Here is a 23,856-nt window from a genome sequence, read left to right as displayed (position 1 = left end):
GCTACCGGCGCGGCCGGACGACCACCGCCGAGCGCCGATACCAGAAATTGGCGTTGTTCCCCTCGTTGCCCATGTAGCCCTGTACCTCCGAAGCGAAGGGTTCCATGGAAGTCGTTGCGCTCGTGCACAACTCCGTGTTCCATACCCCGGTCGTGTCGGGCTTGCCGGCGGCTCCGGAACGATCGACCAGCCAGGTCAGGGTGAAGCCGGACCAGCGCAGGTCGCCGAGGTAGTCGGAGCCGGGGGCGAGCGGGAGTTCGGACCTCAGCGGAAAGTTCGTCGTGTCCGCCACGATCGGGTCGATCATGTCGCCCTCGTCGTCGAAGTCCACCTCGGAACTCTCGACGCACTTCCACCCGCCCGCGACGCGTTCCCAGCGCTCCCGGTAGATCAGCATCGTGATCGTGTAGTCGTCCTCGTCGTAGGACTCCTCGAGCTCTCCCAGCGCGAGTTGCGTGTCGTACCCGGCGATCTCGGCCGCCGCGAGCAGCATGCCGGCGCGAGCCGCGTCGCCGCCCTTGAGCCGATCCCACCCGAAGCCGTTCCGGGAGTACTGGTGGTCCAGCAGATAGACGAGCTGACTCGGCCGGTGGGCATGCCGGGAGGACGCTTCCGGATCGCTCGGGGGAGCCAGGTGCGCGCGCAGCTGCTCGGCCAGCAGGGTGACCGACGGATGGCGGGCGAAGTCGGCGGGGTCGAGCCCACTGCGGCCACTCGCTATCAGGTTGTAGGTCAGCACGATTCGGAATCCGTCCGTGACCGGCAGCACCTCGTGCTCGCAGTCGCTGTAGAACGCGGTGAAACACATCTGCTCCGGCGAACCCGCGTCGACCACCCGCGTCCCCTGCTGCTCGATCACCAGCTCGCCGCCGGTGAACGCCGACGGCAGCGTCACCACCAGGGTGCCGATCATGCCGGCGGCCTTCTCCGAATCCTGGTGGCGCTGAAAGAACTGACCGGCCTCATAGACGAGCATCGAATGGAGTTCGGCGGACAACTCGCATTCCGGCGCCAGACCCAGTTCCGTCCGCACCCTGTCCAGCACGGGCCCGAGCGTCCCGTGCCACCGGGTTTCGTCCACGGTGATTCGCTCCCGTGGAATCTCCCACGTGTGCCGCACACTCGCGTCCAGCAGCGTCTGCTCGCGCAACCCGTAGCGCGCCGGCCGCGCGATCTCACACAGCCGCCGCGCCTGCTCCGACGGCACCGGCATCGAGAGCCGGCCCATCCCCTCCACCTCGATCACGAGATCCTCCCCCGAACCGCTGTGCCGCGCGGCGAATGACCCCGCCGTCGGCGCGGCGGCCATGAGCTCCCCGATCGCCCGCAATGCGCTGTCCGACATGCCATCTCCCTCGTTCGTCGACGTTCCCGGGCATCTTGCCCGCGCTCACCGACAACCCCATGCCGCGGCGATGCGAACCGTACTGCTGATCAGGGCCACCGACTCCCCGCTCGGCGGGGCGGCCGTCGTCGCGGGCGCCCCGATCCTCGCCGCGCTCGCCCGGATACGCCGCTGACCGGCGCGCATCGAAGCGGCCGGTCAGCGGGGTGCGGGCGGGGACGGTCGGCGGTCAGGCGTCGCGGCCGGCGAAGTCGAAGGAGCCGCCGTCTATGCCCCAGGAGATCACGCGGTCGGGGTGGATCCGGATGATCGCGCGTTCCTGGTGGGGGAAGGGCGGCTCCTGATCGTCGAGGGCCTCGGCGGTGCCGCGGACCTCGATGCCGCGAATCACGTAGGGCTCCCAGGACACCTGCTGGTCGATGACGAACGAAACCCGGCTGCCCGCTTCGACATTGCGGTACTTGCGGCTGGGGCGCATCCGCATCCCGCCGATGTCGATGGTGCCGTCGGCGTTGACCCGGTAGCCGGTCGGATTGTTCTGCACGGTGCCGTCGGGGGCGACCGTGGCCAAGCGGCCGATGCCGGCCTCGGCGAGGAACTGCTGCTCGTTGCTGGTGAAGGTCATGACGGTTACTCCTTGGTGCGCGGGGTGGCGGATCGAAAACAGAAGGGGCGGTAAGTGATCGGCGTGCGGGATCAGAGCAGGATCAGGGTGGCGCAGAGGCCGGCGACGGCCAGGAACTGCAGGGAGACGCGGTACTTCAACATGCTGTCCCAACGGTCCTGCAGCGCACGGGCATCGGCGGGGATGACACCGCTGAGCGCGGCGGCGGTCTGCCGGGCGTTGATCGGCTTGGCGACCCGGACGTAGATGGTGAGCCAGAGCGCCAGCGCGGCCACCGCGATGCCGGCCGCGATCGCCGCCCCCGGCTGTCCGGCCGCGATGGCGATCACCAGGGTGAGGACCGCGGCGATCACGCCGCCGGCCCCGACGATCGGCATGCGCCGATCCCCGTAGTAGTGCCCCCAGCCGGCGCTCAGGGTGACGGTCGCGTCGTCGAGCTTGCGGTAGACGGCCCGGGTGATCACGGCCCCGCACACGTCGGTGCCGTAGACGACGGCATTGGCGAGAACGGCGGCGACGGCGACCAGTTGTCCGGTGACGATGAGCATTTCGAATTCCTTCTCCCGATTCCTAGCGTCGCTAGGTGTTGAAGCAACGGTAGCATTGGGTTGCTAGCTTGTCTAGCGTCGCTAGGAGATCGATGCCGACCACCCCCGCGGCAGGGGATGGACCTGCCGCTATCGTCGAAACGACCATCGGAGGTACCGAGGCGTCGGGGCGCGCGGAATGGAAATCGGATGACCGAAGCGAGTTCGACCATGCAGTCCGCGGCGGGCACCCGGCTCAATCGCAAGGGGCGCGAGACCCGCCAGCGCCTGCTCGACATCGCCATCGACTGCCTGGCGCAGGGTGGCGGCGAACCGCTGTCGGCGAATCGGGTCGCCCGGGCAGCCGGGGTCAGCTGGGGGACGCTCAAGCACCAGTTCGGCGACATCGACGGACTCTGGGCCGCCGTGCTCGCCGAACTGACCGATCGCACCGGCGCGAACAGTCCCGAGACCTGGCCCCGGGCAACGGGTTCGGTGCGCGAGCGGGTGTGGGAGATGGTCGACGCGATGTGGGCCATCCTCGATACCCCCGGCGGCCGGGCGGTCGAGGCGCTGCGCGGCGGGCTGCCGACCGGCGCCCGCGAGCGCGCCGAGACGTTTCCGCTGACCGTCGCCGCCCTGGCCGACTACGAGAACGCCTGGCTGCGCGCCTTCGAATACTTCCTCGCGGACCTGCCCCTGGACCCCGCCCGGGTGCATCGGGTGCAGGCGCTGATCCCCATGGCCATGCGCGGCATCAATAACGAACGCGAGCTGTCCTCGGCCGCCGAACTGACCGAAGCCCGGCACTGCCTGGTCGACGGGATGGCCTTCTACCTGGGGTGACGCCCATTCTTTGAGAACCCTCGTTGACAATTGCGAAGGGGAGGTCCACTGTTACCCCCAGCTTTCGCGATCCCGTCAGGAGTGATCCATGTCTCCGTCTTCCGATGAACAGGGCATGCGCCTGCAGCGCAGCAGCCGCGACACCGCGGCCCTGATTCCCAGCCTCACCGCCTGGCTGGCGACGCAACTACCCGAGGATTCCGGCCCCGTGCTCACCCTCGGCTCCGGCATCGACAGCAACGGTATGTCGGCGGAGACGCTGACCCTCACGCTCGAATGGCGCGCCGGCGGTGCGACCCGGACGGCGGAGTTGATCGCGCGAATCGCGCCCGCCCCCGGCGACTTTCCCGTCTACGAGCACTACGACCTGCCCGGCCAGGCCGAAGTCATGCGCATCGTCGCCACCGCGACCGACGTCCGGGTGCCGCGGGTGCGCTTCGTCGAGCCGACCGGCACCGTGCTCGGTTCGCCGTTCCTGCTGATGGATCGCGTCGAGGGCTCGGTGCCGCCGGATGTCATGCCGTACACCTTCGGGGGCAACTGGCTCTTCGACGCCGATCCCGAACAGCGGCGGCGGGTGCAGGAGAGCACCGTCGAAACTCTGGTGAAATTGCACGCGATCCCGGACGCGGCAACGACTTTCGCGTTCCTGGACCCGCCGTACGCCGGCGACCACGTGCTCGAGCGCATCCTGAACCGCGCCCGCGCGTGGTACGAGTTCTCCGTGCGCGACACCGGCCCCGCGCCGCTGGTGGAGCGAATCCTGAAGTGGCTCGGGGAGAATCTGCCCGCCCCCGGCTCCTACGAGACCGTGCTGTCCTGGGGCGACGCGCGACTCGGCAACTGCATGTACCGCGACTTCGAACCCGTCGCGGTCCTGGACTGGGAGATGGCGACCATCGGCCCCCGCGAACTCGACGTCGCCTGGATCACCTTCGGGCACCGCGTCTTCCACGGCATCGCCGTCAACTTCGGGTTCCCGGGCATGCCGGACTTCCTGCGCGAGGACGAGGTGCGCGCGAGCTACGCGCGCCACGCGGGCGTCGAACTCGCCGACCTCACCTGGTACACGATGTTCGCCGCCCTGAACTATGCCGTGGTCTTCCTGCGCGCCGGCGGGCGGCAGATCCACTTCGGCGAGATGGAACGCCCCGCCGATATCGAGGTGCTGCTGCACCACCGCGCCATCGTCGAAGCGCTGCTCGCCGAACTCGGCGCCTGACTCGCACCCTGTCCGACAACTACCGGGGAAGAACCACTCTCGTGAGCGATCAACTGAACGAACTGGCCTACTACTGCATCACCCGCCATCCCGCCGACGCCCGGGTCCTGCTGCCCGAGGCGCGCGACGCGGAACGACTCGGCCTGGGGTCGTGCATGATCGGCGAGCGGATGACCGTCAAGGACTCCGCCGTGCTGTCCGGCGGCCTGGCCGGGTGCACCACCGACCTCGGCATCGCCGCGGCCGCCACCAACCACCACACCCGGCATCCGATGGTGACCGCGACCATGGGCTCGACCATGCAGGCCATGACCGAGGGCCGGTACGCCATGGCCTTCGGGCGCGGTATGGCCGCGAACTGGAAGGCGATCGGCCTGCCCGCGGTCACCGAGGCCGCCCTGCGCGACTTCGTGGGCATCCTGCGCAGGCTCTGGAACGGCGAGACGATCCTGAACCACGACGGTCCGGCCGGGGCGTGGCCCGTGCTCTACCACCAGAACGGGCTCGACGAGGCGCCGCCGATCGGCTTCGTCGCGGTCGGCCCCAAGACCCTCGAACTCGCCGGGGAGATAGGCGATTTCGTCGTCCTGCACACCTTCTTCTCCGACGAGGCCACCGCGAAGTCCGTCGCGGCCGTGCGGCGCGGCGCCGAACGCGCGGGCAAGGATCCGGACAGCGTCCGCATCTGGTCCTGCCTGGCGACCGCGAGCGACGCCCTCACCCCGGAGGATCAGCTGCGCCGGCGGACCGGCCGGCTGGTCACCTACCTGCAGGCGTACGCCGACATCTTGATCAGCGCCAACGGCTGGGATCCGCAGGTGTGGGCGCGAATTCGCGCCACCCGGCTGTTCCAGGACGCCGCGGCCGCGGGGCCCATCGACGCCTCCGCCTCGGTCGACGTGCTGGAACAGTTCGACGCCCTGATCCCCGACGAATGGCTGGCCTCGGCCGCCTACGGCACCCCGGAACAATGCGTGCGCAAGATCTCCCGGGAATACGACCTCGGCTGCCACTCGGTGATCATGCACGGCGCGAGCCCGCACGAGCTGGCCTCGGTCGTCGACGCGTACCGGGCCGATCGGCCCACCCTGCGGCGGGCCGTCGCGGCGAATCCGGGAAAGTTCGCGTGAGCGCACGACTCTCGCGGGGCCGGAGCGGCGCGGGATCCCGGCCCTTGACCTCGACCGTACTCGAGGTTCTACGGTCGTATCCATGATCGCAACGTTCTCGCCCGCCCAGCTCGACTACCTCGCCGGTCAGCGGCTCGGCCGCCTCGCCACCGTGCGCCCGGACGGGCAGCCGCAGAACAACCCGGTGGGATTCCGGTACAACGACGCCCTCGGCACCATCGACATCGCGGGATACAACATGGGCGCGTCCCAGAAGTTCCGCAATCTCGCCAAGGAGGAACGGGTGTCGTTCGTGGTGGACGACGTGCCGTCGGTGAATCCGTGGACGGTGCGGTGCCTCGAGATCCGGGGCGTGGCACAGGCGCTGCGGGATGTGGACACCTACATCGGCGGGACGAACCGCGAACTCATTCGCATCACCCCCGAGCGGGTCATCGCCTTCGGCATCGAGTAGCCGCGCGTGGGCCCGGGCTTCCCCGATGAGCGCCGAACGACACCGCGCCCCTTGCGAATCCGATTCGCAAGGGGCGCGGGCGGTTGTGCGGCACGGCTTCTCGCCGCGCGGGATCAGTCGTTCGCGTGCAGGGCCGCGTTCAGCTCGACGCCGGTGCCCTTCTTGGCCACCACCTCGACCGCGCCGGAGACCGAATTGCGGCGGAACAGCAGATTGGACTTGCCGCTCAGCTCGGCGGCCTTGATGACCGCGCCGTCCGGCAGGGTGACCTTGGTGCCCGCGGTGACGTACAGGCCGGCCTCGACCACGCAGTCGTCGCCGAGCGAGATGCCCAGACCGGAGTTCGCGCCGAGCAAGCAGCGCTCGCCGAGCGAGATGACCTGCTTGCCGCCGCCGGACAGGGTGCCCATGATGGACGCGCCGCCGCCGACGTCGGAGCCGTCGCCGACCACGACACCGGCCGAGATACGGCCCTCCACCATCGAATTGCCGAGGGTTCCGGCGTTGAAGTTCACGAAGCCCTCGTGCATGACCGTGGTGCCCGAGGCCAGGTGTGCGCCGAGGCGGACCCGATCGGCGTCGGCGATGCGCACGCCCGAGGGGACCACGTAGTCCACCAGGCGCGGGAACTTGTCCACGCTGTACACGGTGACCGGGCCGCGAGCGCGCAGCTTCAGGCGGGTCAGCTCCAGCTCCTCGAGCGAGCACGGGCCGTGGTTGGTCCAGGCCACGTTCGCGAGCAGGCCGAAGATGCCGTCCAGGCTCAGCCCGTGCGGGCGGACCAGGCGGTGCGAGAGCAGGTGCAGGCGCAGGAACGCGTCGTGCGTGTCGACGGGCGCGGCGTCGAGATCGGCGATGGTGGTGCGCACCACCACGACCTCGACCCGGCGGGCCTCGTCGGGACCGACGACATCGGCGAACTTGGCGTACTCGACATCGGAGGCATCCAGGCGGACCGAACCGGTCTCGGCGAATTCGCCCAACTCCGGGTACGGGTACCAGGTGTCGAGTACCGTGCCGTTGACGGTGATGGTGGCGAGGCCGACTGCTTGTGCTCCCTGAGTGCTCACGGCTGTTCAGGTTACCGGCCGGCATTTCGCTTGTCCGACCCTCCTCCGCTGCGCGGACACCGAAACAGTGAGACAAAACAGACACAGTCCTTTTGTGCCAGGGCCGTGGCGATGAAGAGAACGGGCGATAACGCTCGCTTAGGGTGGGCGGGTGACCATCGATCTCAGCGCTGACCCCATCGCCCTGACCGCCGCTCTGGTGGATATCCCGAGCGTGTCCAAGGACGAGGCGCTCATCGCCGACATCGTCGAGAAGGCCCTGCGCGAACAGACCACCGGGTTCGAGATCCTGCGGCACGGCAACACCGTCCTCGCGCGCACACGGCGCGGGCTGCCGACGCGGGTCATCCTCGCCGGGCACCTGGACACCGTGCCCATCGCCGACAACGTGCCCAGTCGCTTCGAACTCGGCCCGGGCGGACAGCGCCTGCTGTACGGCTGCGGCACGGTCGACATGAAATCCGGCGACGCGGTCTTCCTGCACCTGGCGGCCACCGTCGCCGAGCCGGTGCACGACCTGACGCTGATCTTCTACGACGCCGAGGAGATCGCCGCCGAGTTCAACGGGCTCGGCAGGATCGAACGCGAACTGCCCGAATGGCTCGAGGGCGACCTCGCCATTCTCGGCGAACCCTCCGGCGGCTGGATCGAAGCCGGCTGCCAGGGCACCCTGCGGGTCCGGCTCACCACCTCCGGCGTGCGCGCGCACACCGCGCGAGCCTGGCTGGGCGACAACGCCATTCACCGCCTCGCGCCGATCCTGGAACGGCTCTCCACCTACACCGCGCGCGAAGTGGAGATCGACGGCTGCGTCTACCGCGAGGGCCTGTCCGCGGTGCGCGTCTCCGGCGGCGTCGCGGGCAACGTGGTGCCCGACGTGGCCGAGGTCGACGTCAACTTCCGGTTCGCGCCGGACCGCACCCTGGACCAGGCCACCGAGCACGTCCGCGAGGTCTTCGCGGGCCTGGACCTGGACTTCGAGCGCACCGACGGCGCCCCCGGCGCCCTGCCCGGCCTGGCCGCGCCCGCCGCCAAGGACCTCATCGACATCGTGCACGCGCACGGCAGCGGCGGCGTGCGCGCCAAGTACGGCTGGACCGACGTCTCGCGCTTCGCCGCCCGCGGGATGCCCGCGGTCAACTTCGGGCCCGGCGACCCGAACCTCGCGCACAAGCGCGACGAGCACCTGCCGGTCGAGCAGATCACCCAGGTCGCGTCCATGCTGCGCAGCTACCTGCTGGGCGAGCAGGACTGACCGGGACCCGGGGCGCGTGCGGGCGCGCGTGCGGCGGATCTGCGAACGCGCGGTCGTATCGGCGTGTCGTAGACCCCCGGGAGTGCCGTGCGCATCCGCGCCGTGACCCGTCCGGATAACCTTGGCCGCATGTCTGCTGAGGGTGCCAAGACGCCGCGGTATCGCGGGCCGATAATGCTGCGACGTGACCGGAAGAAGGGCATCGGGACCACCGATCAGCATTTGCTGGACGAGCGGGGACCGTGCGACTGGGTGCACACCGACCCGTGGCGCGTGCTGCGCATCCAGGCCGAATTCGTCGAGGGCTTCGGCGCGCTGGCGGAGGTGCCGCGCGCGGTCTCGGTCTTCGGATCCGCGCGCACCCCGGCCGATTCCGCGGAGTACCAGGCGGGCGTCGCCATCGGCGGTGCGCTGGCGCGCGCCGGGTTCGCGGTGATCACCGGCGGCGGGCCGGGCGCGATGGAGGCGGCCAACCGCGGCGCGTCGGAGGCCGGCGGTTACTCGATCGGACTCGGCATCGAGCTGCCGTTCGAGCAGGGCCTCAACGAATGGGTCGATCTCGGCATCAACTTCCGGTACTTCTTCGCGCGCAAGACCATGTTCGTGAAGTACTCGCAGGCCTTCGTCTGCCTGCCCGGCGGTTTCGGCACCCTCGACGAGCTCTTCGAAGCGCTCACCCTGGTGCAGACCCGCAAGGTCAACCAGTTCCCGATCATCCTGTTCGGCACCAAATACTGGGCGGGACTGGTGGATTGGCTGCGGGACTCGCTGCTCGGCTCGGCCAAGATCGCCCCCGGTGACATGCGCCTGCTGCACGTCACCGACAGCGTGGACGAGGTGGTGGCCATCGTGACCGCGGCCGCGCGCGAGCGCGCCGAACTCGACGCCGAGGGGGAGGAGGCCGACGATGAGTTCGAACGCTGAGTCCGGCGCCGAGTCGACCGCGTCGTCCTACGCCGTCTGCGTCTACTGCTCGGCCAGCGTCACCGATGCCGCCGCGCTCGAGCTGGCGCGCGCGGTGGGCGCCGAAATCGGCCGCCGCGGCTGGCAATTGGTCTCCGGCGGCGGACACGTCTCGATGATGGGCGCGGTCGCCACCGCCGCCCGCGCGGCCGGCGCGCGCACGATCGGGGTCATTCCCAAGCGCCTGGTGCACCGGGAGATGGCCGACGTGGAATCGGACGAGCTGATCGTCACCGACACCATGCGCGAGCGCAAACAGGTGATGGACGAACGCGCCGACGCCTTCCTCACCCTGCCCGGCGGCATCGGCACCCTCGAGGAGCTCTTCGAGACCTGGACCGGCGGCTACCTCGGCATGCACGACAAACCGGTCGTGGTGCTGGACCCGGACGGTCACTACGCCGGATTGTTCGCCTGGATGGAAGAACTGCGCACCCGGGGGTTCGCCGGGGACGAGGCGATCAACCGCGTCACCGTCACCGCGGATTTCGATCTGGCCTTCACCGCGCTCGAACCCTGAGCTCCGGGCGCGTGGCTGCCGGCGGACCACGGGTCGGCCGGTGTGCCAACGGTTCTCGCGGCACCCGCCACCGCCGTCTCGGCCGGGTGCTCACGTCGCCGGTGGCGGTCGTGCCTCGGACCGCTCACGCGGACCGGGCCGGTTGACCGATCGCGCCAGACCGCCGCGTTCTCGCGCGGGTGGTGCCGTGCGCCCTCGACAACTACTTACCCATCGGTAGGGTGGGCGCGGAGGTGTGTCGCGGCGCACACCGACCGAGTTGCGCGGGTGAAGGAGCGGGCCACGTGAGTACCGATGTCCGATCGACGGTGGGGCTGCTGGAACTGGCACGGCGGTTGCCGGGCATGGCGTTCGAGGCGCCCGGGATGCTGCGCACCGCGCGGCACATGCTGGTGAACTCGGCGTCCGAGGCGTCCATCGGATTGTTCTTCCAGCGGGCCGCGGCCAAACATCCGGAGCGGCCGTTCCTGCGCTTCGAGGGCCGCGAATACCTGTGGGGCGAAGCCAATGCCGAGGTGAACCGGTACGCCGCCGTGCTCGCCGCCCGGGGCGTGCGCCGGGGCGACGTGGTCGGCGTGCTCATGACGAACCGGCCCGAGACGCTGTTCACCACGCTGGCCGTCGTGAAACTCGGCGCCACGGCGGGACTGCTCAATCACAATCAGCGAGATCACGTGCTGCAGCACAGTTTCGGGCTGCTGAACTCGGTACTCGATGTGGTGGGTGAGGAGTGCGCCGAGGCGCTGGACAGTTTGGCCGAACCGCGGCCCGGGGTGCTGTGGTCGAACGAGCTGGCCGCTGCCGCGCACACCGCCGACGATCGCGATCCCGCTGTGTGCGAACGGATCACGGCGGGCGAGCGGGCCTACCTGATCTTCACCTCCGGCACCACCGGCCTGCCCAAGGCCAGCGTCATGACCCACCTGCGCTGGACCAAGGGCATGGCCGGACTCGGCGGCTTCGGCGTCCGGCTGCGCGGGGACGACGCGCTCTACTGCTGCCTGCCGCTCTATCACAACAACGCGCTCACCGTCGCGCTGTCCGCGGTCGTCGCGGGCGGCTCGACTTTCGCTCTGGGACGCAAGTTCTCGGCCTCGCGCTTCTGGGACGAGGTCGTCGACACCCGCTCCACCGCGGTGATCTACATCGGTGAACTGTGCCGGTACCTGCTCAACCAGCCCGCCCGCAGCGTCGATCGCGCGCATCGGGTCCGGCTCGCGGTCGGCAACGGACTGCGCCCGGAGATCTGGGACGAATTCCGGAAACGGTTCGGCATCAAGCGAATCGTGGAGTTCTACGGCGCGAGCGAGGGCAACGTCGCCTTCATCAACGCCTTCGGCATCGACAAGACCGCGGGCTTCACCCCGCTGCCCTTCGCCATCGTGGAATACGACGAGGCGACCGGAAAAGCGTTGCGCGGCACCGACGGAAAGCTGCGGCGCGTACGCGCGGGCGGCGTCGGGCTGCTGCTGGCCAAGGTCACCGACCGGTCCCCGTTCGACGGCTACACCGACGGCGCCGCCACCGAATCCAAGCTGGTGCGTGACGGATTCGCCACGGGGGACTGCTGGTTCGACACCGGCGACCTGGTCCGCGATCAGCGCTGGGGCCACATCGCGTTCGTGGACCGGCTCGGCGACACCTTCCGCTGGAAGGGTGAGAACGTGGCCACCACGCAGGTCGAGGGCGGCTTCACCGGCATCGAGGCCATCACCCAGGCCGTGGTGTACGGCGTGGACGTCCCCGGTGCGGACGGCAAGGCCGGCATGGCGGCGGTGACCCTCGCCGAGGGCGCGACCCTGGACGGCCGGGCCGTGGCCGCGGCGCTCTACGACCGCCTCCCCGCCTACGCCGTCCCGCTGTTCCTGCGCGTGGTGCCCGAACTCGAGCAGACCTCCACGTTCAAGAGTCGCAAGGTCGAACTGCGCAAACAGGGTTACGCGCCCGACGGCGACAGCACCCTGTACGTCCTGGCCGGCCGGTCCGACGGCTATGTCCCGGCGTACGAGGACTACGCCGCCGAGGTGGCCGCGGGGCGCGCGCCGGGCAACTGAGCGCGCCGGGCGGGCGGACCCGGCCCGCGGCCGGTGGAGTCGAGCAGAGCCAGACAAATCAGGCGGCACAGGGGTCGGTACATTGGAGGCCATGTGTGCGCCGTTGCCGACATTGTGCGGGAAGCCGGTGGCGACGGATCGGGCGCTGGTGATGGCGATCGTGAACCGGACGCCGGACTCGTTCTATGACCGGGGCGCGACGTTCACCGACGAGGCCGCCATGGGCGCCGTCGAGCGCGCGGTCACCGAGGGCGCGGACCTCGTCGACATCGGCGGGGTCAAGGCCGGGCCGGGCAGCACCGTCGACGCCGCCGAGGAAGCGCGGCGCGTCGTGCCGTTCGTCGCCGCCATCCGCGAGCGCTATCCCGACCTGCTGATCAGCGTCGACACCTGGCGCGCCGAGGTCGCCCGCGCGGCCGTCGCCGAGGGCGCGAACCTGATCAACGACACCTGGTCGGGGGCGGATCCGGACCTGGTCGGCGTCGCCGCCGAACTCGGCGTGGGGATCGTGTGCAGCCACACCGGCGGCGCGATCCCGCGCACCCGCCCGCACCGGGTGCGGTACGCCGACGTGGTGGCCGAGGTCACCGAGACCGTGGTCGCCGCGGCGGAGAACGCGGTGGCGGCGGGGGTTGCCAAGGACTCGATCCTCATCGACCCGACCCATGATTTCGGCAAGAACACCTATCACGGGCTCGAATTGTTGCGGGCCGTGGACGTTCTTGTGAATACCGGGTGGCCGGTCTTGATGGCGCTGAGCAATAAGGATTTCATCGGAGAGACTCTTGGTGTCGGCTTGTCCGAGCGATTGGAGGGCACATTGGCAGCGACCGCATGGTCCGCCGCGGCGGGCGCCCGCGTCTTCCGAGTGCACGAGGTCGGGGCAACCCGGCGGGTCGTGGACATGATCGCCGCGATCCAGGGCAACCGCCCGCCCGCGAGAACGCTGCGGGGACTCGCGTGAGCGGGGCGAAGCGGGACACCGCACACCACGCGCACACCACCGCCGAGGCGCAGCACGCGATGCCCGCGCCGCCGGCGCCGGCCGACTGGGCGGCCGGCAACACCTGGGACCAGCCCGGCTGGACCGTCGACGAACTCGTGGCCGCCAAGGGCGACCGCACGGTCTCGGTGGTGCTGCCCGCGCTGAACGAGGAAGAGACGGTCGCCGCCGTGGTGGCCAGCATTCGGCCCCTGCTCGGCACGCTCGTGGACGAACTCGTGGTTCTGGACTCCGGCTCCACCGACGCCACCGCCGAACGCGCAGCGGCCGCCGGAGCCCGCGTCGTCACCCGCGAGCAGGCCGTCCCCGAACTCGATCCCGTCCCGGGCAAGGGCGAGGTGCTCTGGCGCTCGCTCGCGGTGACGACCGGCGACCTGATCGCCTTCGTCGACTCGGACCTGATCGACCCGGATCCGATGTTCGTGCCCAAACTGCTCGGGCCGCTGCTCACCGTCGACGGCATGCACCTGGTCAAGGCGTACTACCGCCGCCCGCTGCGCCAGGGCACGAGCATCGACGACAACGGCGGCGGGCGCGTCACCGAACTGGTGGCCAGGCCGCTGCTCGCGGCGCTGCGCCCCGCGCTCTCGAATGTGCTGCAGCCCTTGGGCGGTGAGTACGCGGGCACCCGCGAACTGCTCACCGCGGTGCCGTTCGCGCCCGGCTACGGCGTGGAGATCGGACTGCTGCTGGACACCCACGACCTGCTCGGGCTCGCGGCCATCGGACAGGTGAATCTCGGTGTGCGCCAGCACCGCAACCGCCCGCTGTCCGAACTCGGCGTGATGAGCCGGCAGATCCTGGGCACCGTGCTGGGCCGGGCGGGAGTCTCGGACTCGGGCGCCGCGCTCACCCAGTTCCCGCTCGTGGACGGCGAATTCACCGCGCGGGCCACCGAGGTCTCCCTCGCGGATCGCCCGCCGATGAACACCCTGCGCCCGGAGTCGGCCGCGGCCTGACCACTCAGCGATCGTGGCGGTAGATCGGGGTCAGGAGATCGGCCTCGATCGGCTCGCCCGTCGAGCGGTCGTAGCGCACGCCGACCACGGCCGAGAACGGGTGGGTGGCGGCGCGTTCGTGGAGGGTGGCCAGGCGCGTGGCCAGCAGGCGGATCGCGCCCAGGGAGGCGGGCGGATGCAGGCCGTCTATCACCAGGACGGTGCCCTTGCCGTCGGGGCGGGGCAGGCGGGCCAGATAGGCGATGTCGTACGGTTCGGTGCCGCCGGGGCGGTACACGCGGCGGGCCGCGCGATCCTCGATGCCGCGGCGGATGCGCCCGGCGCGGGCCACGGTGCGGCGCAGGCGCGGGTCGGCGGCCACCAGGTAACGCAGGCTCGGCGACAACTCCGGCCCGCCGAGCACGATCAGGCCGTCACGATCCAGATCCAGGGGTCTGCCGGGTAGGAAGCGCTGCACCGCGGCGGTGAACCCCAGCTCGCGTAGTAGCTCGACCAGGCGGTGCGGGGCGGCCGCGTCGGGCGCCCCGACCAGGGCGAGCGAGCGGGTGTTGCTGCGCACGTCCGGGGTGAGGATGGTGAGCGGCCCGTGCCCGAAGAACAGACCTTCCGGTACCGGCCCCTGGGTGCTGACCTGATGGATGCGGGCGCGGGAAAGTCCGGCGGCCGCACCGATTCTGGCGAACGTCCAACCCTCGGCGTGTAGTTCGCGGATCACGGCGCGGCGTATGCGCGTCAACTCGTTTATCTGCTGCTGCGCGGCCGCGACTCCGTCGGTGGCGGCTTTGAGTCGCTCGACCTTGTCTTCGATCGCGAACACCCGTGCCACCTCGTCGGCTGACATGTGCGCAGTCTAGATACCTGAACAGCCAACGGTGTCTAGTCCGGTTGACGCCGGAGATCTCAGGTGGCGTCCGGATCGAGGGGCGGACGTTCGTTGCGTTCGAGCGGTTTCTGCTGCTTCGGCATGCCGTACTCGCCGAAACCGCTGCTCGGAGCGCTGGACGGTTTCTCGAAGGACGGCGGCTCGAACGCTTTGGTCAAGAATGAATCATCGCCGTCGAGAAGATGTTTCGTGACCATCGACCGTGGATTCATACCGCGCAGTTCGTTGAGCTGCTCGAGCGGCTTGCGGATCTCGTCGAACTCCGGACCGAGCTCCTGCTTCAACTGCGCGGTCGCGCCGGTGGCGTAATCGCGCACCTGCCGCAGCGACTTCGTGGTCCAGCGCACGGCCCCGGGCAGTCGCTCCGGGCCGAGAATCACGAGTGCGGCGACGAGCAACACGAGCATCTCGCCCCAGCTGACATTGCTGAACACGGGTTCAGGCTACCTGTGCCCGAATGCGCGCGCCCCGCCGCCGCACGTGCGCTGAACCACTTCGCGCATCAGTCCGATTCCAGGGTGACCGGAACATCGACCTCGCGCCCGTCACGGATCAGGCGCACGTTCACCGTCTGCCCGATCTCGTGCGACTGCACGGCCACGGTCAGCTCCTCCGGACCGGTCACATCGCGGTCGCCGACCTTGACGATGACGTCGCCCTCGACGATGCCCGCCTTGGCCGCGGGACCGCCGGCCTGCACGTCGGCCACGGCCGCACCGCTCATCACGTCATTGGCGACGATCTTGGTCTTGGCGCTCACGCCCAGCCGCGGATGATTCACCTTGCCGGTCTGGATGAGCGCCTGCGAGATGCGCTTCACCTGATCCACGGGGATCGCGAAACCCAGGCCGACCGAACCGCCGCTCTCGGACTTGATGGCGGTATTGATGCCGATCAACCGGCCCTGCATGTCCACCAGCGCGCCACCGGAGTTGCCGTGGTTGATGGCCGCGTCGGTCTGCACCGCATCGAGGGTGGCGTTCGTGTCGGTGCCCTCACCGCCGACCTTCACCGGCCGATGCAGCGCCGACACGATGCCCGAGGTGACCGTCTTCTCCAGGCCCAGCGGCGAACCCAGCGCCAGCACGTCGTCACCGACCTGCACGTCCGCGGAATTGCCGAGCTGAATCACCGACAGGTTCTTCACGTCGACCTTGAGCACCGCCAGATCGGACTTGGTGTCGCGACCCACGATCGAGGTCGGCACGCGGGTGCCGTCGGAGAACACCACCTGCAGCTGTGCCTTGCCGCTCTTGTCGTTGGCGGCCAGGGACACGACGTGGTTGTTGGTGACGATGTAGCCCTCGCCGCTGATCACGACGCCCGAGCCCGAGGAACCGCTGTCGCCGACCCAGGCGCGCACGGTCACCACCGACGGCATGACCGCGTCGACGACCTTGGTGATCTGCCCGTGCGGCTCGTCATTGCCGGGCGCGGACTGCAATTCGACCTTGCGCGAGGTCAGCGCCGAGGTGGAGTCGGAGGTGAACGCGCCGATCGCGCCGCCCGCCAGACCGATCACCAGGGCGATGGCGGCCAGCGTCGCCAGCGCGCGGCCCGACGCCTGCCCGCCGAACAGCACATCGCGGGCGCTGAGCCTGCTGCCCGGCGGCAGCGGCTCCGGCCGCGGGGTGGCCACGGCAGGGGAGCCGAGCCGGGCGGCGGACGCGGGATCGCGCCACGGATTCGCCGGCGCGGCGGGCGCGGCGCTGTCCCGGTTCGCCTCCGGATCGCGCTGCAGCAGTTCATCAGAACCCGCCGGGCGGCCGAAGGCCTCGGCCAGCACCGCGTCCGGCGGGCGGTTGGTCACCTGCGGGCCGTCCGTGGCGGCCCCGGCCACCGCGGCGGCGGCCGAGCGCGGCGCGAAGGACCCGTTCTGCCCGCTCGGGCGGCGGAAGGCGTGTGCGGTGTGATTGTCGACGTGCGGCCGATAGACCGGCCGCGGCCCCAGGACCGGTGCGTCCGACGGCCTCAGGTTCCCCCGATCGGCCGCCGAATCCGAAGCCTGCGCAGATCGCGACAGGTTGTCCGCCGCGGGCCCCTCACCCGGAACCGGGCCCGTGTTCTTCGATTCGGTGGTCACCCGATGAACTCTACTTGCGCCACCAGCTTGTCCACCGTCTGCTGTCGAACGAATCTTGGCGCAGCCCGAAGGAACTCGCGCCGGGAGCGAGCATATTGCGGTCCGTGATCGGCGGGTGTTCCGCGCCGGGCAGTTCGGACAAAGGGATCCGGCTCAGAGTGTCGTGCAACCGCAGGGGCGCGGAGATCTGCGTCGACTGCTGCAGGGCGCTGCGCGCCTGCTGCTGTGACTCGACCTCGACGGCGCATTCCCGGCACACGGAAAGATGATGAGCGGCACGCAGATACGCGTTCATCCGCAGTTCGCCGTCCACATAGGCGGCGATGGCCTCCGTAGCCAGATGCTCGGTGGGGGCGAAACGAGGTGGACGACGCGGAGTTCTGTCCGGCCCACTCATAAGCTGCACACCTTTCGGAAAGGACCACCTGCGCTGCACGCGAAAAGCCGGCGCGCGAGGTGCTGGAACCGCGCCTTACCCGACCTTCTCGGTGGCGGCGTTCCGCCGCTCCACCCCATTATGCTCGAGGTGCTCGCGCAGTGCCTGACGTCCTCGGTGGATGCGGCTGCGCACGGTACCCAGTTTGACGCCGAGCGTCGCGCCGATCTCCTCGTAGGACAGGCCTTCGATGTCACAGAGCACGACCGCCGCGCGGAATTCCGGCGCCAGCGAGTCGAGCGCCGCCTGGAGGTCGGGATCGAGATTGGCGTCGTGGTAGAGCTGCTCGGGACCCGGGCCCTCGGAGGGGACGCGGTCGTAGTCCTCGGGCAGCGCTTCCATGCGGATGCGGTTGCGTCTGCGCACCATGTCCAGGAACAGGTTCGTGGTGATGCGGTGCAGCCAGCCCTCGAAGGTGCCGGGCTGGTAGTTGGACAGCGACCGGAAGACGCGGATGAACGTCTCCTGGGTCAGGTCCTCGGCGTCCTGTGGGTCACCGGTGAGGCGATAGGCCAGCCGGTACACGCGGTCGGCGTGTTCCCGGACCAGTTCGTCCCAGGTCGGCATCTTGTGGCGATCACCGGTGGCGTCGAAAGCGGCCGTTCCGGACAGCAGTGCGATATCGGGCTCGCCGTCCTGCGGCAGCTCGGTCTTCGGCTCGAAGGATTGCGGGAGCAGTCCGGCGGAGTCACGCGCCTCGTCGACCATGTGGATGGGAGTACCTCCTACTCGGGACCGGGGCTTCGTCCCCTGTGCAACCGACCTGGTGGGTCACGTTGTTCCCGGGGCCGGGCCGCCGGTCGCTGGCCTGGCGTAGGCAATACTCTTGCCGGTCCTGATGTGGCAGCCGTATGCGCAGGCTGAGGGACACCTGAGAAAAATCGCCACACCGGCCGGTCACCGCCACGCGATACCGCCCCCGCGCCGTTAGCCTCATACCCGTGAGTCAGACTCCGGCGGCATCGAACCTGCAGCGCAACCTCGCCTACGTGGAGGAATCCGTCGCAGAGGACGAGATTCTCGTGTCCGCGCGCGAACGCGCCCTCGAACTGGGGGCCGCGCCCGTGCCCCCGTCGGTGGGGGCACTGCTCAGCATGTACGCACAGCTGCTCGGCGCGCGCGCCGTCGTCGAGGTCGGCACCGGCGCCGGCGTCAGCGGGCTGTGGCTGCTGGACGGCATGCGCGAGGACGGCACGCTCACCACCATCGACTCCGAACCCGAACACCAGCGCGCCGCGCGCGAGGCGTTCAAATCCGCGGACATCACCCCGGCGCGCACGCGGCTGATCAACGGCCGCGCGCTGGATGTGCTGCCGCGCCTGGCCGACGGGGCCTACGACCTGGTGTTCATCGACGCGGCGCCGCTGGAGCATCCGCAGTACGTGGACCAGGCGGTGCGATTACTCCGCGAGGGCGGGGCGATCCTGCTGCACAACGCGCTGCTCGGCGGGCGCGTGCCCGATCCGGCGCAGCGCGATCCGCAGACCCAGGCGGTGCGGGCGGCCACGCGGGCCATCGCGGAGGATCCGCTGCTGACGAGCGTGCTGATTCCGGTGGGGGACGGTCTGCTCTGCGCGTCGCGCGGGTAAGGCTGCTGCGCGTCGTGCGGGTAAGGCTGCTGCGCGTCGCGCGGGTAGTGCCGGTGTAGCCCGGCGCGGGTAGCGCTGCTGAGCTGGGATTTCGTAAATTTGCGAACTTTGCGGGGTAGAGGTCTTGCCACGCGATTGAACACGTGTTTAATCTATTGAACGTGCGTTCAGTCGATGATTTGAGCACCCGGGCCCGGATTCGCGATGCCGCGATCACCGTGTTCGGGGAAGAGGGGTTCGGGGTGGGGGTCCGCGCCATCGCCGCCGCGGCCGGTGTCTCACCCGGGCTGGTGAATCATCACTTCGGGTCCAAGGACGGACTGCGGGAGGCGTGCGACGACCGGGTGCGCGAGGTGATCCGGGCGGCCAAGCTCGAATCGCTCGAGCGGCCCTCGCCCAACGGGCTGCTCGCGCAGATGGCCGAGATCGAGGATTTCGCACCGTATCTGGCGTATCTGCTGCGCAGTTTGCAGGCGGGCGGATCGCTCATGACGGTGTTCTTCGACCACATGGTCGAGGACATCCAGGGCTACCTCGCGGCGGGCATCGCGGCCGGAACACTCCGCGCGCCAAGGGATCTGCCCGCGATGGCCAAGTATTTCGCCATCACCAACGGCGGCGGGATCATCATGTTCCTGCAGCTGTACGCCGCCACCCACGAGGGCCCCGTCGACTATCGGAAAGCCCTGCGCGAGTACGCGGATCAGATGATGCTCCCCGCGCTGGAAATCCTCACCAACGGTCTGCTGACCGACTCGATGATGCTGGACACGCTGACCCAGCAGCACGACAACCCATAAATCGTTTTCCGCCTAGGAGATTCGATGAACAGTCCCGCACAACCGGCCATCACCGTCCGGGACCTGCACAAGCACTTCGGACGGGTACACGCCCTGGACGGCCTCGACCTCGAGGTCGAAACCGGTGAGGTGCACGGCTTCCTGGGACCCAACGGGGCCGGGAAATCCACCACCATTCGCGTGCTGCTCGGCATCCTCGCCCGCACCTCCGGCACCGCCGAGGTGCTCGGGCGCGACCCCTGGACCGACGCGGTCGCCCTGCATCGCGACATCGCCTATGTGCCCGGGGATGTCACGCTCTGGCCCTCGCTCTCGGGCGGGGAGACCATCGACCTGCTCGCCCGCATGCGCGGCGGGCTGGATCAGGCGCGGCGCGCCGAACTGATCGAGCGGTTCGAACTCGATCCGAAGAAGAAGGCGCGCACCTACTCCAAGGGCAATCGGCAGAAGGTGGCGCTGGTCTCGGCGTTCTCCTCGCACGCGAAACTGCTGCTGCTGGACGAACCCACCTCCGGGCTGGACCCGCTGATGGAACAGACCTTCCGCGAATGCGTGCGGGAGGCGTCCGAGCGCGGCTGCACGGTGCTGCTGTCCAGCCACATCCTGTCCGAGGTCGAGGCGCTGTGCCGGCGGGTCACCATCATCCGGGCCGGCAAGACCGTCGAATCCGGCACCCTCGCGCAGCTGCGCCACCTGAGCCGGACCTCCATCACGGCCGAGATGACCGGGGACCCGGGCGATCTCGGCCGCCTGCCCGGCGTCGCCGACGTCACGGTCGAGGATCACACGGTGCACCTGCAGGTCGACAGCGAGCACCTGGGCGAAGTGATCCGCGTGCTCGGCGACGCCGGGGTGCGGAGCCTGGTCAGCCAGCCGCCGACGCTGGAAGAGCTGTTCCTGCGCCACTATTCGCTGAACGGCGACGAAGGCGGCACCGCCGCCGGTAACGGGCACGCCGCCCACGATGGGCCGGTCGAGACCGCCGCTGCCACGAAGCAGGTGGCGAAATGACCGCCGCGGTGCGTACTTGCCGGGCAGCGGTCGCGGTGCGCGGTGCTGCCGATTCCCGCGCGGCCATCGCTCGGAGTGGAAAGCGGGTGGCGAAATGACCGCCGCGATAACCCATCCCGGCCATCATCGGGCCGAAACCGCTTCTCGCGCAGGTAAATTCACCGGAACCGGGCAGCTGCTGCGGCTGTACCTGCGCCGGGACCGGGTCGTGCTGCCGCTGTGGGTGCTGCTGCTGTCGCTGCCGCTGGGCAGCGTGTACATCGACAGCATCTCCTCGGTGTATCCGAGCGAGCAGGATCGCGCCGGATTCGCGGACTCCATTCTCGCCAGTCCCGCCCAATTGGCCATGTACGGGCCGATTTACAACACGAGCCTGGGTGCGGTCGGGGTGTGGAAGGCGGGGATGTTCTACAGCCTCATCGCCATCGCCACGATCCTCACCGTCATCCGGCACACCCGCGCGGAGGAGGAGACCGGGCGCGGGGAACTGGTCGCCGCGACCAGGGTCGGGCGGTTCGCCGGGCTCACCGCGACGCTCGTGATCGCCTACGGCGGAGCGCTGGCGACCGGGCTCATCGGGTTCGCGAGCCTGGCGGGCAGCGACCTGCGCGGCACCGACGGCGACCTGGCCGGATCGCTGGCCTTCGGGCTGGCGCTGGCCGGTTCGGGCGCGGTCTTCGCGGCGGTGGCCGCGGTCTGCGCGCAGCTGACCACCGGTGCGCGACTCGCGCGCGGGATCGCCCTCGGCATTCTCGGTGCGACCTTCACCCTGCGCGGCATCGGGGACGCGCAGGCCGGGGACGGGCCCGCCGGGCCGCTCACCTGGCTCGCCCCGCAGGGCTGGTCGCTGCAGGTGCGGCCGTTCGCCGGCGACCACTTCGCGGTGCTCGGGCTGCACGTGGCCGCCGTGCTGATCCTGACCGGGATCGCGTATCAGCTACTGCGGCACCGGGATCTGGGTGCGGGACTGATCGCCGAACGGCCCGGCGCGGCCGCGGCCGGCCCCGGCCTGAGCGGTCCGTTCGGACTGGCCTGGCGGCTGCAGCGCGGCACGCTCGTGGCCTGGACCGCAGGACTCGGCCTGTACGGGCTGATCATCGGCAGCGTGGTGCACGGCATCGGCGACGAACTGGGCAGCAGCCAGGCGATTCGCGACCTGATCACCCGCATGGGCGGTTCGGACTCGCTGGAGAATTCGATGATCACCTACGCCTTCACCATGATCGGCGTGGCGGCCGCGGCGTACTCGATCTCGGCGGCGCTGCGCCTGCACAGCGAGGAGAGCAGCCAGCACACCGAGACCCTGCTGACCGGCGCGGTGTCCCGAACCCGCTGGGCCGCATCGCATCTGCTGTTCGCGCTCGGCGGCCCCGCGGTCGCGCTGCTGGTGGCCGGGCTGCTCGGCGGCCTGGTCTACGGTCGCGCGGCCGGTGACATCGGCGCGAAACTCCCCGGCGTCCTGGCCGCGGCCCTGATCCAGCTGCCCGCCGTCTGGATCTTCGCCGCGATCACCGTGGCCCTGTTCGGCCTGGCCCCGCGCTGGACCCCCGTCGCCTGGGGCGTGCTGACCGCCGCCGTCGCGGTCTTCCTGCTCGGCGCGATTTCCGGTGCCCCCCAATGGCTCCGGGACCTGGAACCCTTCGAGCACCTCCCGAAGGTCCCCGGCGCGCCTTTCACTCTCGCCCCGGTCCTGATCCTGCTGGCGGTCGTGGCGGTGCTGATCACGGTGGGCCTGCTCGCCTTCCGCCGCCGCGACCTGCGCTGACCCGCGCCGGTCACGGTTCCGCTCGATGCGCACTCGGCCCCGGCCGGGTGCGCATCGCCGTATCGGGGTGATCCGGCGCTTCGCCCACGGTGCCTCTCATGTATCCGGATCCGCCTAAGACGTTGTGGCCGAGTTTATCCCGGCAGCGTGCCCATTCCACATGTGTGACGGATGGAGGGCCTACAGGCCTACTCGTCCTGGTACGCGCGAGTGACGCTGACCGCTGGCATGACCGGTGGGTGCGGTATCCGGATGCAGATCTGTCGAGGCGGATACCCGAGAGTGGCCCGGATCTCAACACACACCGCGCTTCTCAGAACGGCCGCGCCCACCACCTGTCGTGCGAGGAGGCGGTCGAAGTCGTGACGGCACAGTGTCGTTCGCGGGCGGCGCACAGGGAGTGGCGGCGGATCGGGCAGTGGGCGGGCAGGGGGCGGGGGTGGATTAGTTCGGCGAAATGGTGGTAGATGAAAGGGGAACCGATTAGGAGGTGGGGGATGTACGAGGGACTGATACTCGGCGCGCATCTGCCGTCCGGATGGCTGTGGCCCGCGCTGATCTTGTTCGGGCTGATCCTGTTTGCGGCACTGGTGGTGTTGCTGCTGGTCAGCGGGGCGCGCTTCGACGACATGTCACACGTGGTGCCGGCGACGCCGGGGCCCTGTGAGCCCTTCTGCTACACGCGCTGACGCCCGCCGGGGGCGGTGGATCGCGGAAAGGGTTACCGCGCCTCGGCCGGGGCTACTCCATGAACAGGTTCGACGAATGAGGTTTCTCATGGGGCAACGGGTTCCGGCCGTGGTGGGGTTGTACCTCCGCGTGTCCGGGCAGTGGCGGCGGATCGCCGAGTTCCGGCTGGCCGCCGACGGGCGCGCCACCTTCCGGGCGGTGGATCCGATCGAGGGGCTGGTGGCGCGGGTCTGGTACCACCAGGGCGTGGACGTTCCGGGCGAGGATCGCCGGGTGCTGCCGGAGGACGGGGCCGAGTTCCTGCGAGCGCTGCTGCAGCCGTTCGGTTTCCGGGACTACCGCTTCCGCGACGACAGTCCGGCGTCGGCCACGCACGCGGGAGCCTCCACCGGCCGGGGCGAGCACGGGCTCGGTCGTACCGGGCGGGCGGCCACCGGGACCGGCGGCGCGGTGCTCTGTCACCGGCACGCCGCGGTTCGCGGCAAAGGCGGCGACAAGTCGAGGGCGGCAGCGGATTCCGACTGCGCGCAGTGCGCGGAGACCGAGCCCGTCGTGCCGCGTGCCCCGGAGCCCGGGCGTCCCGCCGCCTGGCGGGCGCTCGACGCGGATACCCTGCGCTTCTGATC

General features: G+C 69.8%; 25 protein-coding genes. 16 read left to right on the top strand and 9 right to left on the bottom strand.

What is annotated here, in order from left to right:
• Window position 1: 1 nt before the first annotated feature.
• From ACWDOP_RS32925 to ACWDOP_RS32915, 3 genes are all read right to left on the bottom strand, one after another.
• Entirely contained in the window at window positions 2-1,345 is a 1,344-nt protein-coding gene (locus tag ACWDOP_RS32925) for a 2OG-Fe(II) oxygenase (protein ID WP_456348163.1), read from the bottom strand.
• A 229-nt stretch (window positions 1,346-1,574) separates the two neighbouring features.
• Entirely contained in the window at window positions 1,575-1,970 is a 396-nt protein-coding gene (locus ACWDOP_RS32920) for a PPOX class F420-dependent oxidoreductase (protein ID WP_456348162.1), read from the bottom strand.
• Window positions 1,971-2,041: 71 nt separating this feature from the next.
• Window positions 2,042-2,518: a DUF1772 domain-containing protein gene (locus tag ACWDOP_RS32915; protein ID WP_456348161.1), complete on the bottom strand. Its 477-nt coding sequence runs from the start codon at window positions 2,516-2,518 to the stop codon at window positions 2,042-2,044.
• Between the two features lie 189 nt (window positions 2,519-2,707).
• Here ACWDOP_RS32915 and ACWDOP_RS32910 point away from each other — a divergent pair, with 189 nt between their 5' ends.
• The 4 genes from ACWDOP_RS32910 to ACWDOP_RS32895 all read left to right on the top strand — a co-directional run bounded on the left by ACWDOP_RS32910 (window position 2,708) and on the right by ACWDOP_RS32895 (window position 6,149).
• Window positions 2,708-3,343, top strand: a complete 636-nt coding sequence (locus ACWDOP_RS32910) for a TetR/AcrR family transcriptional regulator (RefSeq protein WP_456348160.1) — start codon at window positions 2,708-2,710, stop codon at window positions 3,341-3,343.
• 88 nt (window positions 3,344-3,431) lie between these two features.
• The gene (locus ACWDOP_RS32905; RefSeq protein ID WP_456348159.1) at window positions 3,432-4,565 is read left to right on the top strand and encodes a phosphotransferase family protein; all 1,134 of its coding nucleotides are present in this window, start codon (window positions 3,432-3,434) and stop codon (window positions 4,563-4,565) included.
• A 41-nt stretch (window positions 4,566-4,606) separates the two neighbouring features.
• Window positions 4,607-5,695 carry a TIGR03857 family LLM class F420-dependent oxidoreductase gene (locus ACWDOP_RS32900; protein ID WP_456348158.1) on the top strand — a complete coding sequence of 363 codons (1,089 nt, stop codon included), beginning with the start codon at window positions 4,607-4,609 and terminating at the stop codon, window positions 5,693-5,695.
• Window positions 5,696-5,777: 82 nt separating this feature from the next.
• Window positions 5,778-6,149 (top strand): PPOX class F420-dependent oxidoreductase, encoded by a 372-nt coding sequence (locus tag ACWDOP_RS32895; RefSeq protein ID WP_456348157.1) that lies wholly within the window; start codon window positions 5,778-5,780, stop codon window positions 6,147-6,149.
• Window positions 6,150-6,262: 113 nt separating this feature from the next.
• Here ACWDOP_RS32895 and dapD read toward each other — a convergent pair whose 3' ends face one another.
• Complete coding sequence (dapD, locus tag ACWDOP_RS32890; RefSeq protein WP_454202785.1) at window positions 6,263-7,219, bottom strand: 2,3,4,5-tetrahydropyridine-2,6-dicarboxylate N-succinyltransferase; 957 nt, start codon at window positions 7,217-7,219, stop codon at window positions 6,263-6,265.
• Window positions 7,220-7,370: 151 nt separating this feature from the next.
• Here dapD and dapE point away from each other — a divergent pair, with 151 nt between their 5' ends.
• The 6 genes from dapE to ACWDOP_RS32860 all read left to right on the top strand — a co-directional run bounded on the left by dapE (window position 7,371) and on the right by ACWDOP_RS32860 (window position 13,973).
• Window positions 7,371-8,474 carry a succinyl-diaminopimelate desuccinylase gene (gene dapE, locus ACWDOP_RS32885; RefSeq protein ID WP_456348156.1) on the top strand — a complete coding sequence of 368 codons (1,104 nt, stop codon included), beginning with the start codon at window positions 7,371-7,373 and terminating at the stop codon, window positions 8,472-8,474.
• Window positions 8,475-8,603: 129 nt separating this feature from the next.
• Window positions 8,604-9,398 carry an LOG family protein gene (locus tag ACWDOP_RS32880; protein WP_454202787.1) on the top strand — a complete coding sequence of 265 codons (795 nt, stop codon included), beginning with the start codon at window positions 8,604-8,606 and terminating at the stop codon, window positions 9,396-9,398.
• The gene (locus ACWDOP_RS32875; RefSeq protein WP_454202788.1) at window positions 9,382-9,957 is read left to right on the top strand and encodes an LOG family protein; all 576 of its coding nucleotides are present in this window, start codon (window positions 9,382-9,384) and stop codon (window positions 9,955-9,957) included. The genes ACWDOP_RS32880 and ACWDOP_RS32875 overlap by 17 nt, the downstream gene beginning before the upstream one ends.
• A gap of 284 nt (window positions 9,958-10,241) precedes the next feature.
• The gene (locus tag ACWDOP_RS32870; protein WP_456348155.1) at window positions 10,242-12,011 is read left to right on the top strand and encodes a long-chain-acyl-CoA synthetase; all 1,770 of its coding nucleotides are present in this window, start codon (window positions 10,242-10,244) and stop codon (window positions 12,009-12,011) included.
• A 91-nt stretch (window positions 12,012-12,102) separates the two neighbouring features.
• Entirely contained in the window at window positions 12,103-12,975 is an 873-nt protein-coding gene (gene folP, locus ACWDOP_RS32865) for a dihydropteroate synthase (RefSeq protein ID WP_454202790.1), read from the top strand.
• 59 nt (window positions 12,976-13,034) lie between these two features.
• Window positions 13,035-13,973 carry a glucosyl-3-phosphoglycerate synthase gene (locus tag ACWDOP_RS32860; RefSeq protein WP_456348174.1) on the top strand — a complete coding sequence of 313 codons (939 nt, stop codon included), beginning with the start codon at window positions 13,035-13,037 and terminating at the stop codon, window positions 13,971-13,973.
• Window positions 13,974-13,977: 4 nt separating this feature from the next.
• On the opposite strand, the gene ACWDOP_RS32855 is transcribed toward ACWDOP_RS32860, so the two are convergent.
• From ACWDOP_RS32855 to sigE, 5 genes are all read right to left on the bottom strand, one after another.
• Window positions 13,978-14,814 carry a hypothetical protein gene (locus ACWDOP_RS32855; protein WP_354989517.1) on the bottom strand — a complete coding sequence of 279 codons (837 nt, stop codon included), beginning with the start codon at window positions 14,812-14,814 and terminating at the stop codon, window positions 13,978-13,980.
• 59 nt (window positions 14,815-14,873) lie between these two features.
• Window positions 14,874-15,290 (bottom strand): Sec-independent protein translocase protein TatB, encoded by a 417-nt coding sequence (tatB, locus tag ACWDOP_RS32850; protein WP_454202791.1) that lies wholly within the window; start codon window positions 15,288-15,290, stop codon window positions 14,874-14,876.
• Window positions 15,291-15,358: 68 nt separating this feature from the next.
• Window positions 15,359-16,939 carry a S1C family serine protease gene (locus ACWDOP_RS32845; protein ID WP_456348154.1) on the bottom strand — a complete coding sequence of 527 codons (1,581 nt, stop codon included), beginning with the start codon at window positions 16,937-16,939 and terminating at the stop codon, window positions 15,359-15,361.
• 10 nt (window positions 16,940-16,949) lie between these two features.
• Complete coding sequence (locus ACWDOP_RS32840; RefSeq protein ID WP_456348153.1) at window positions 16,950-17,336, bottom strand: hypothetical protein; 387 nt, start codon at window positions 17,334-17,336, stop codon at window positions 16,950-16,952.
• Between the two features lie 75 nt (window positions 17,337-17,411).
• Window positions 17,412-18,083: an RNA polymerase sigma factor SigE gene (sigE, locus tag ACWDOP_RS32835; protein WP_456348152.1), complete on the bottom strand. Its 672-nt coding sequence runs from the start codon at window positions 18,081-18,083 to the stop codon at window positions 17,412-17,414.
• Between the two features lie 233 nt (window positions 18,084-18,316).
• Here sigE and ACWDOP_RS32830 point away from each other — a divergent pair, with 233 nt between their 5' ends.
• From ACWDOP_RS32830 to ACWDOP_RS32805, 6 genes are all read left to right on the top strand, one after another.
• Window positions 18,317-18,964 (top strand): O-methyltransferase, encoded by a 648-nt coding sequence (locus tag ACWDOP_RS32830; RefSeq protein WP_454202795.1) that lies wholly within the window; start codon window positions 18,317-18,319, stop codon window positions 18,962-18,964.
• A 161-nt stretch (window positions 18,965-19,125) separates the two neighbouring features.
• Complete coding sequence (locus ACWDOP_RS32825) at window positions 19,126-19,764, top strand: TetR family transcriptional regulator (protein WP_456348151.1); 639 nt, start codon at window positions 19,126-19,128, stop codon at window positions 19,762-19,764.
• Between the two features lie 24 nt (window positions 19,765-19,788).
• Window positions 19,789-20,775, top strand: coding sequence for an ABC transporter ATP-binding protein (locus ACWDOP_RS32820; RefSeq protein WP_456348150.1), 987 nt, complete (start codon window positions 19,789-19,791; stop codon window positions 20,773-20,775).
• Between the two features lie 94 nt (window positions 20,776-20,869).
• Window positions 20,870-22,540 carry an ABC transporter permease gene (locus ACWDOP_RS32815; protein ID WP_456348149.1) on the top strand — a complete coding sequence of 557 codons (1,671 nt, stop codon included), beginning with the start codon at window positions 20,870-20,872 and terminating at the stop codon, window positions 22,538-22,540.
• Window positions 22,541-23,037: 497 nt separating this feature from the next.
• Window positions 23,038-23,229 (top strand): hypothetical protein, encoded by a 192-nt coding sequence (locus ACWDOP_RS32810; RefSeq protein ID WP_454202799.1) that lies wholly within the window; start codon window positions 23,038-23,040, stop codon window positions 23,227-23,229.
• Between the two features lie 76 nt (window positions 23,230-23,305).
• On the top strand, window positions 23,306-23,854 hold the full coding sequence (locus ACWDOP_RS32805; protein ID WP_456348148.1) for a hypothetical protein: 549 nt from the start codon (window positions 23,306-23,308) through the stop codon (window positions 23,852-23,854).
• Window positions 23,855-23,856: the final 2 nt, after the last annotated feature.

It is taken from the genome of Nocardia sp. NPDC003693 (assembly GCF_053981095.1).
This window is presented reverse-complemented; position numbering and strand designations above follow the sequence as displayed.

What these genes read in the sequence shown, in the direction of transcription:
- ACWDOP_RS32925 (WP_456348163.1), bottom strand. Translation starts at nt 1,345, where the DNA reads ATGTCGGACAGCGCATTGCGGGCGATCGGGGAGCTCATGGCCGCCGCG.
- ACWDOP_RS32920 (WP_456348162.1), bottom strand. Translation starts at nt 1,970, where the DNA reads ATGACCTTCACCAGCAACGAGCAGCAGTTCCTCGCCGAGGCCGGCATC.
- ACWDOP_RS32915 (WP_456348161.1), bottom strand. Translation starts at nt 2,518, where the DNA reads ATGCTCATCGTCACCGGACAACTGGTCGCCGTCGCCGCCGTTCTCGCC.
- ACWDOP_RS32910 (WP_456348160.1), top strand. Translation starts at nt 2,708, where the DNA reads ATGACCGAAGCGAGTTCGACCATGCAGTCCGCGGCGGGCACCCGGCTC.
- ACWDOP_RS32905 (WP_456348159.1), top strand. Translation starts at nt 3,432, where the DNA reads ATGTCTCCGTCTTCCGATGAACAGGGCATGCGCCTGCAGCGCAGCAGC.
- ACWDOP_RS32895 (WP_456348157.1), top strand. Translation starts at nt 5,778, where the DNA reads ATGATCGCAACGTTCTCGCCCGCCCAGCTCGACTACCTCGCCGGTCAG.
- ACWDOP_RS32880 (WP_454202787.1), top strand. Translation starts at nt 8,604, where the DNA reads ATGTCTGCTGAGGGTGCCAAGACGCCGCGGTATCGCGGGCCGATAATG.
- ACWDOP_RS32875 (WP_454202788.1), top strand. Translation starts at nt 9,382, where the DNA reads ATGAGTTCGAACGCTGAGTCCGGCGCCGAGTCGACCGCGTCGTCCTAC.
- folP (WP_454202790.1), top strand. Translation starts at nt 12,103, where the DNA reads ATGTGTGCGCCGTTGCCGACATTGTGCGGGAAGCCGGTGGCGACGGAT.
- ACWDOP_RS32860 (WP_456348174.1), top strand. Translation starts at nt 13,035, where the DNA reads ATGCCCGCGCCGCCGGCGCCGGCCGACTGGGCGGCCGGCAACACCTGG.
- ACWDOP_RS32855 (WP_354989517.1), bottom strand. Translation starts at nt 14,814, where the DNA reads ATGTCAGCCGACGAGGTGGCACGGGTGTTCGCGATCGAAGACAAGGTC.
- ACWDOP_RS32840 (WP_456348153.1), bottom strand. Translation starts at nt 17,336, where the DNA reads ATGAGTGGGCCGGACAGAACTCCGCGTCGTCCACCTCGTTTCGCCCCC.
- sigE (WP_456348152.1), bottom strand. Translation starts at nt 18,083, where the DNA reads ATGGTCGACGAGGCGCGTGACTCCGCCGGACTGCTCCCGCAATCCTTC.
- ACWDOP_RS32820 (WP_456348150.1), top strand. Translation starts at nt 19,789, where the DNA reads ATGAACAGTCCCGCACAACCGGCCATCACCGTCCGGGACCTGCACAAG.
- ACWDOP_RS32815 (WP_456348149.1), top strand. Translation starts at nt 20,870, where the DNA reads ATGACCGCCGCGATAACCCATCCCGGCCATCATCGGGCCGAAACCGCT.
- ACWDOP_RS32810 (WP_454202799.1), top strand. Translation starts at nt 23,038, where the DNA reads ATGTACGAGGGACTGATACTCGGCGCGCATCTGCCGTCCGGATGGCTG.
- ACWDOP_RS32805 (WP_456348148.1), top strand. Translation starts at nt 23,306, where the DNA reads ATGAGGTTTCTCATGGGGCAACGGGTTCCGGCCGTGGTGGGGTTGTAC.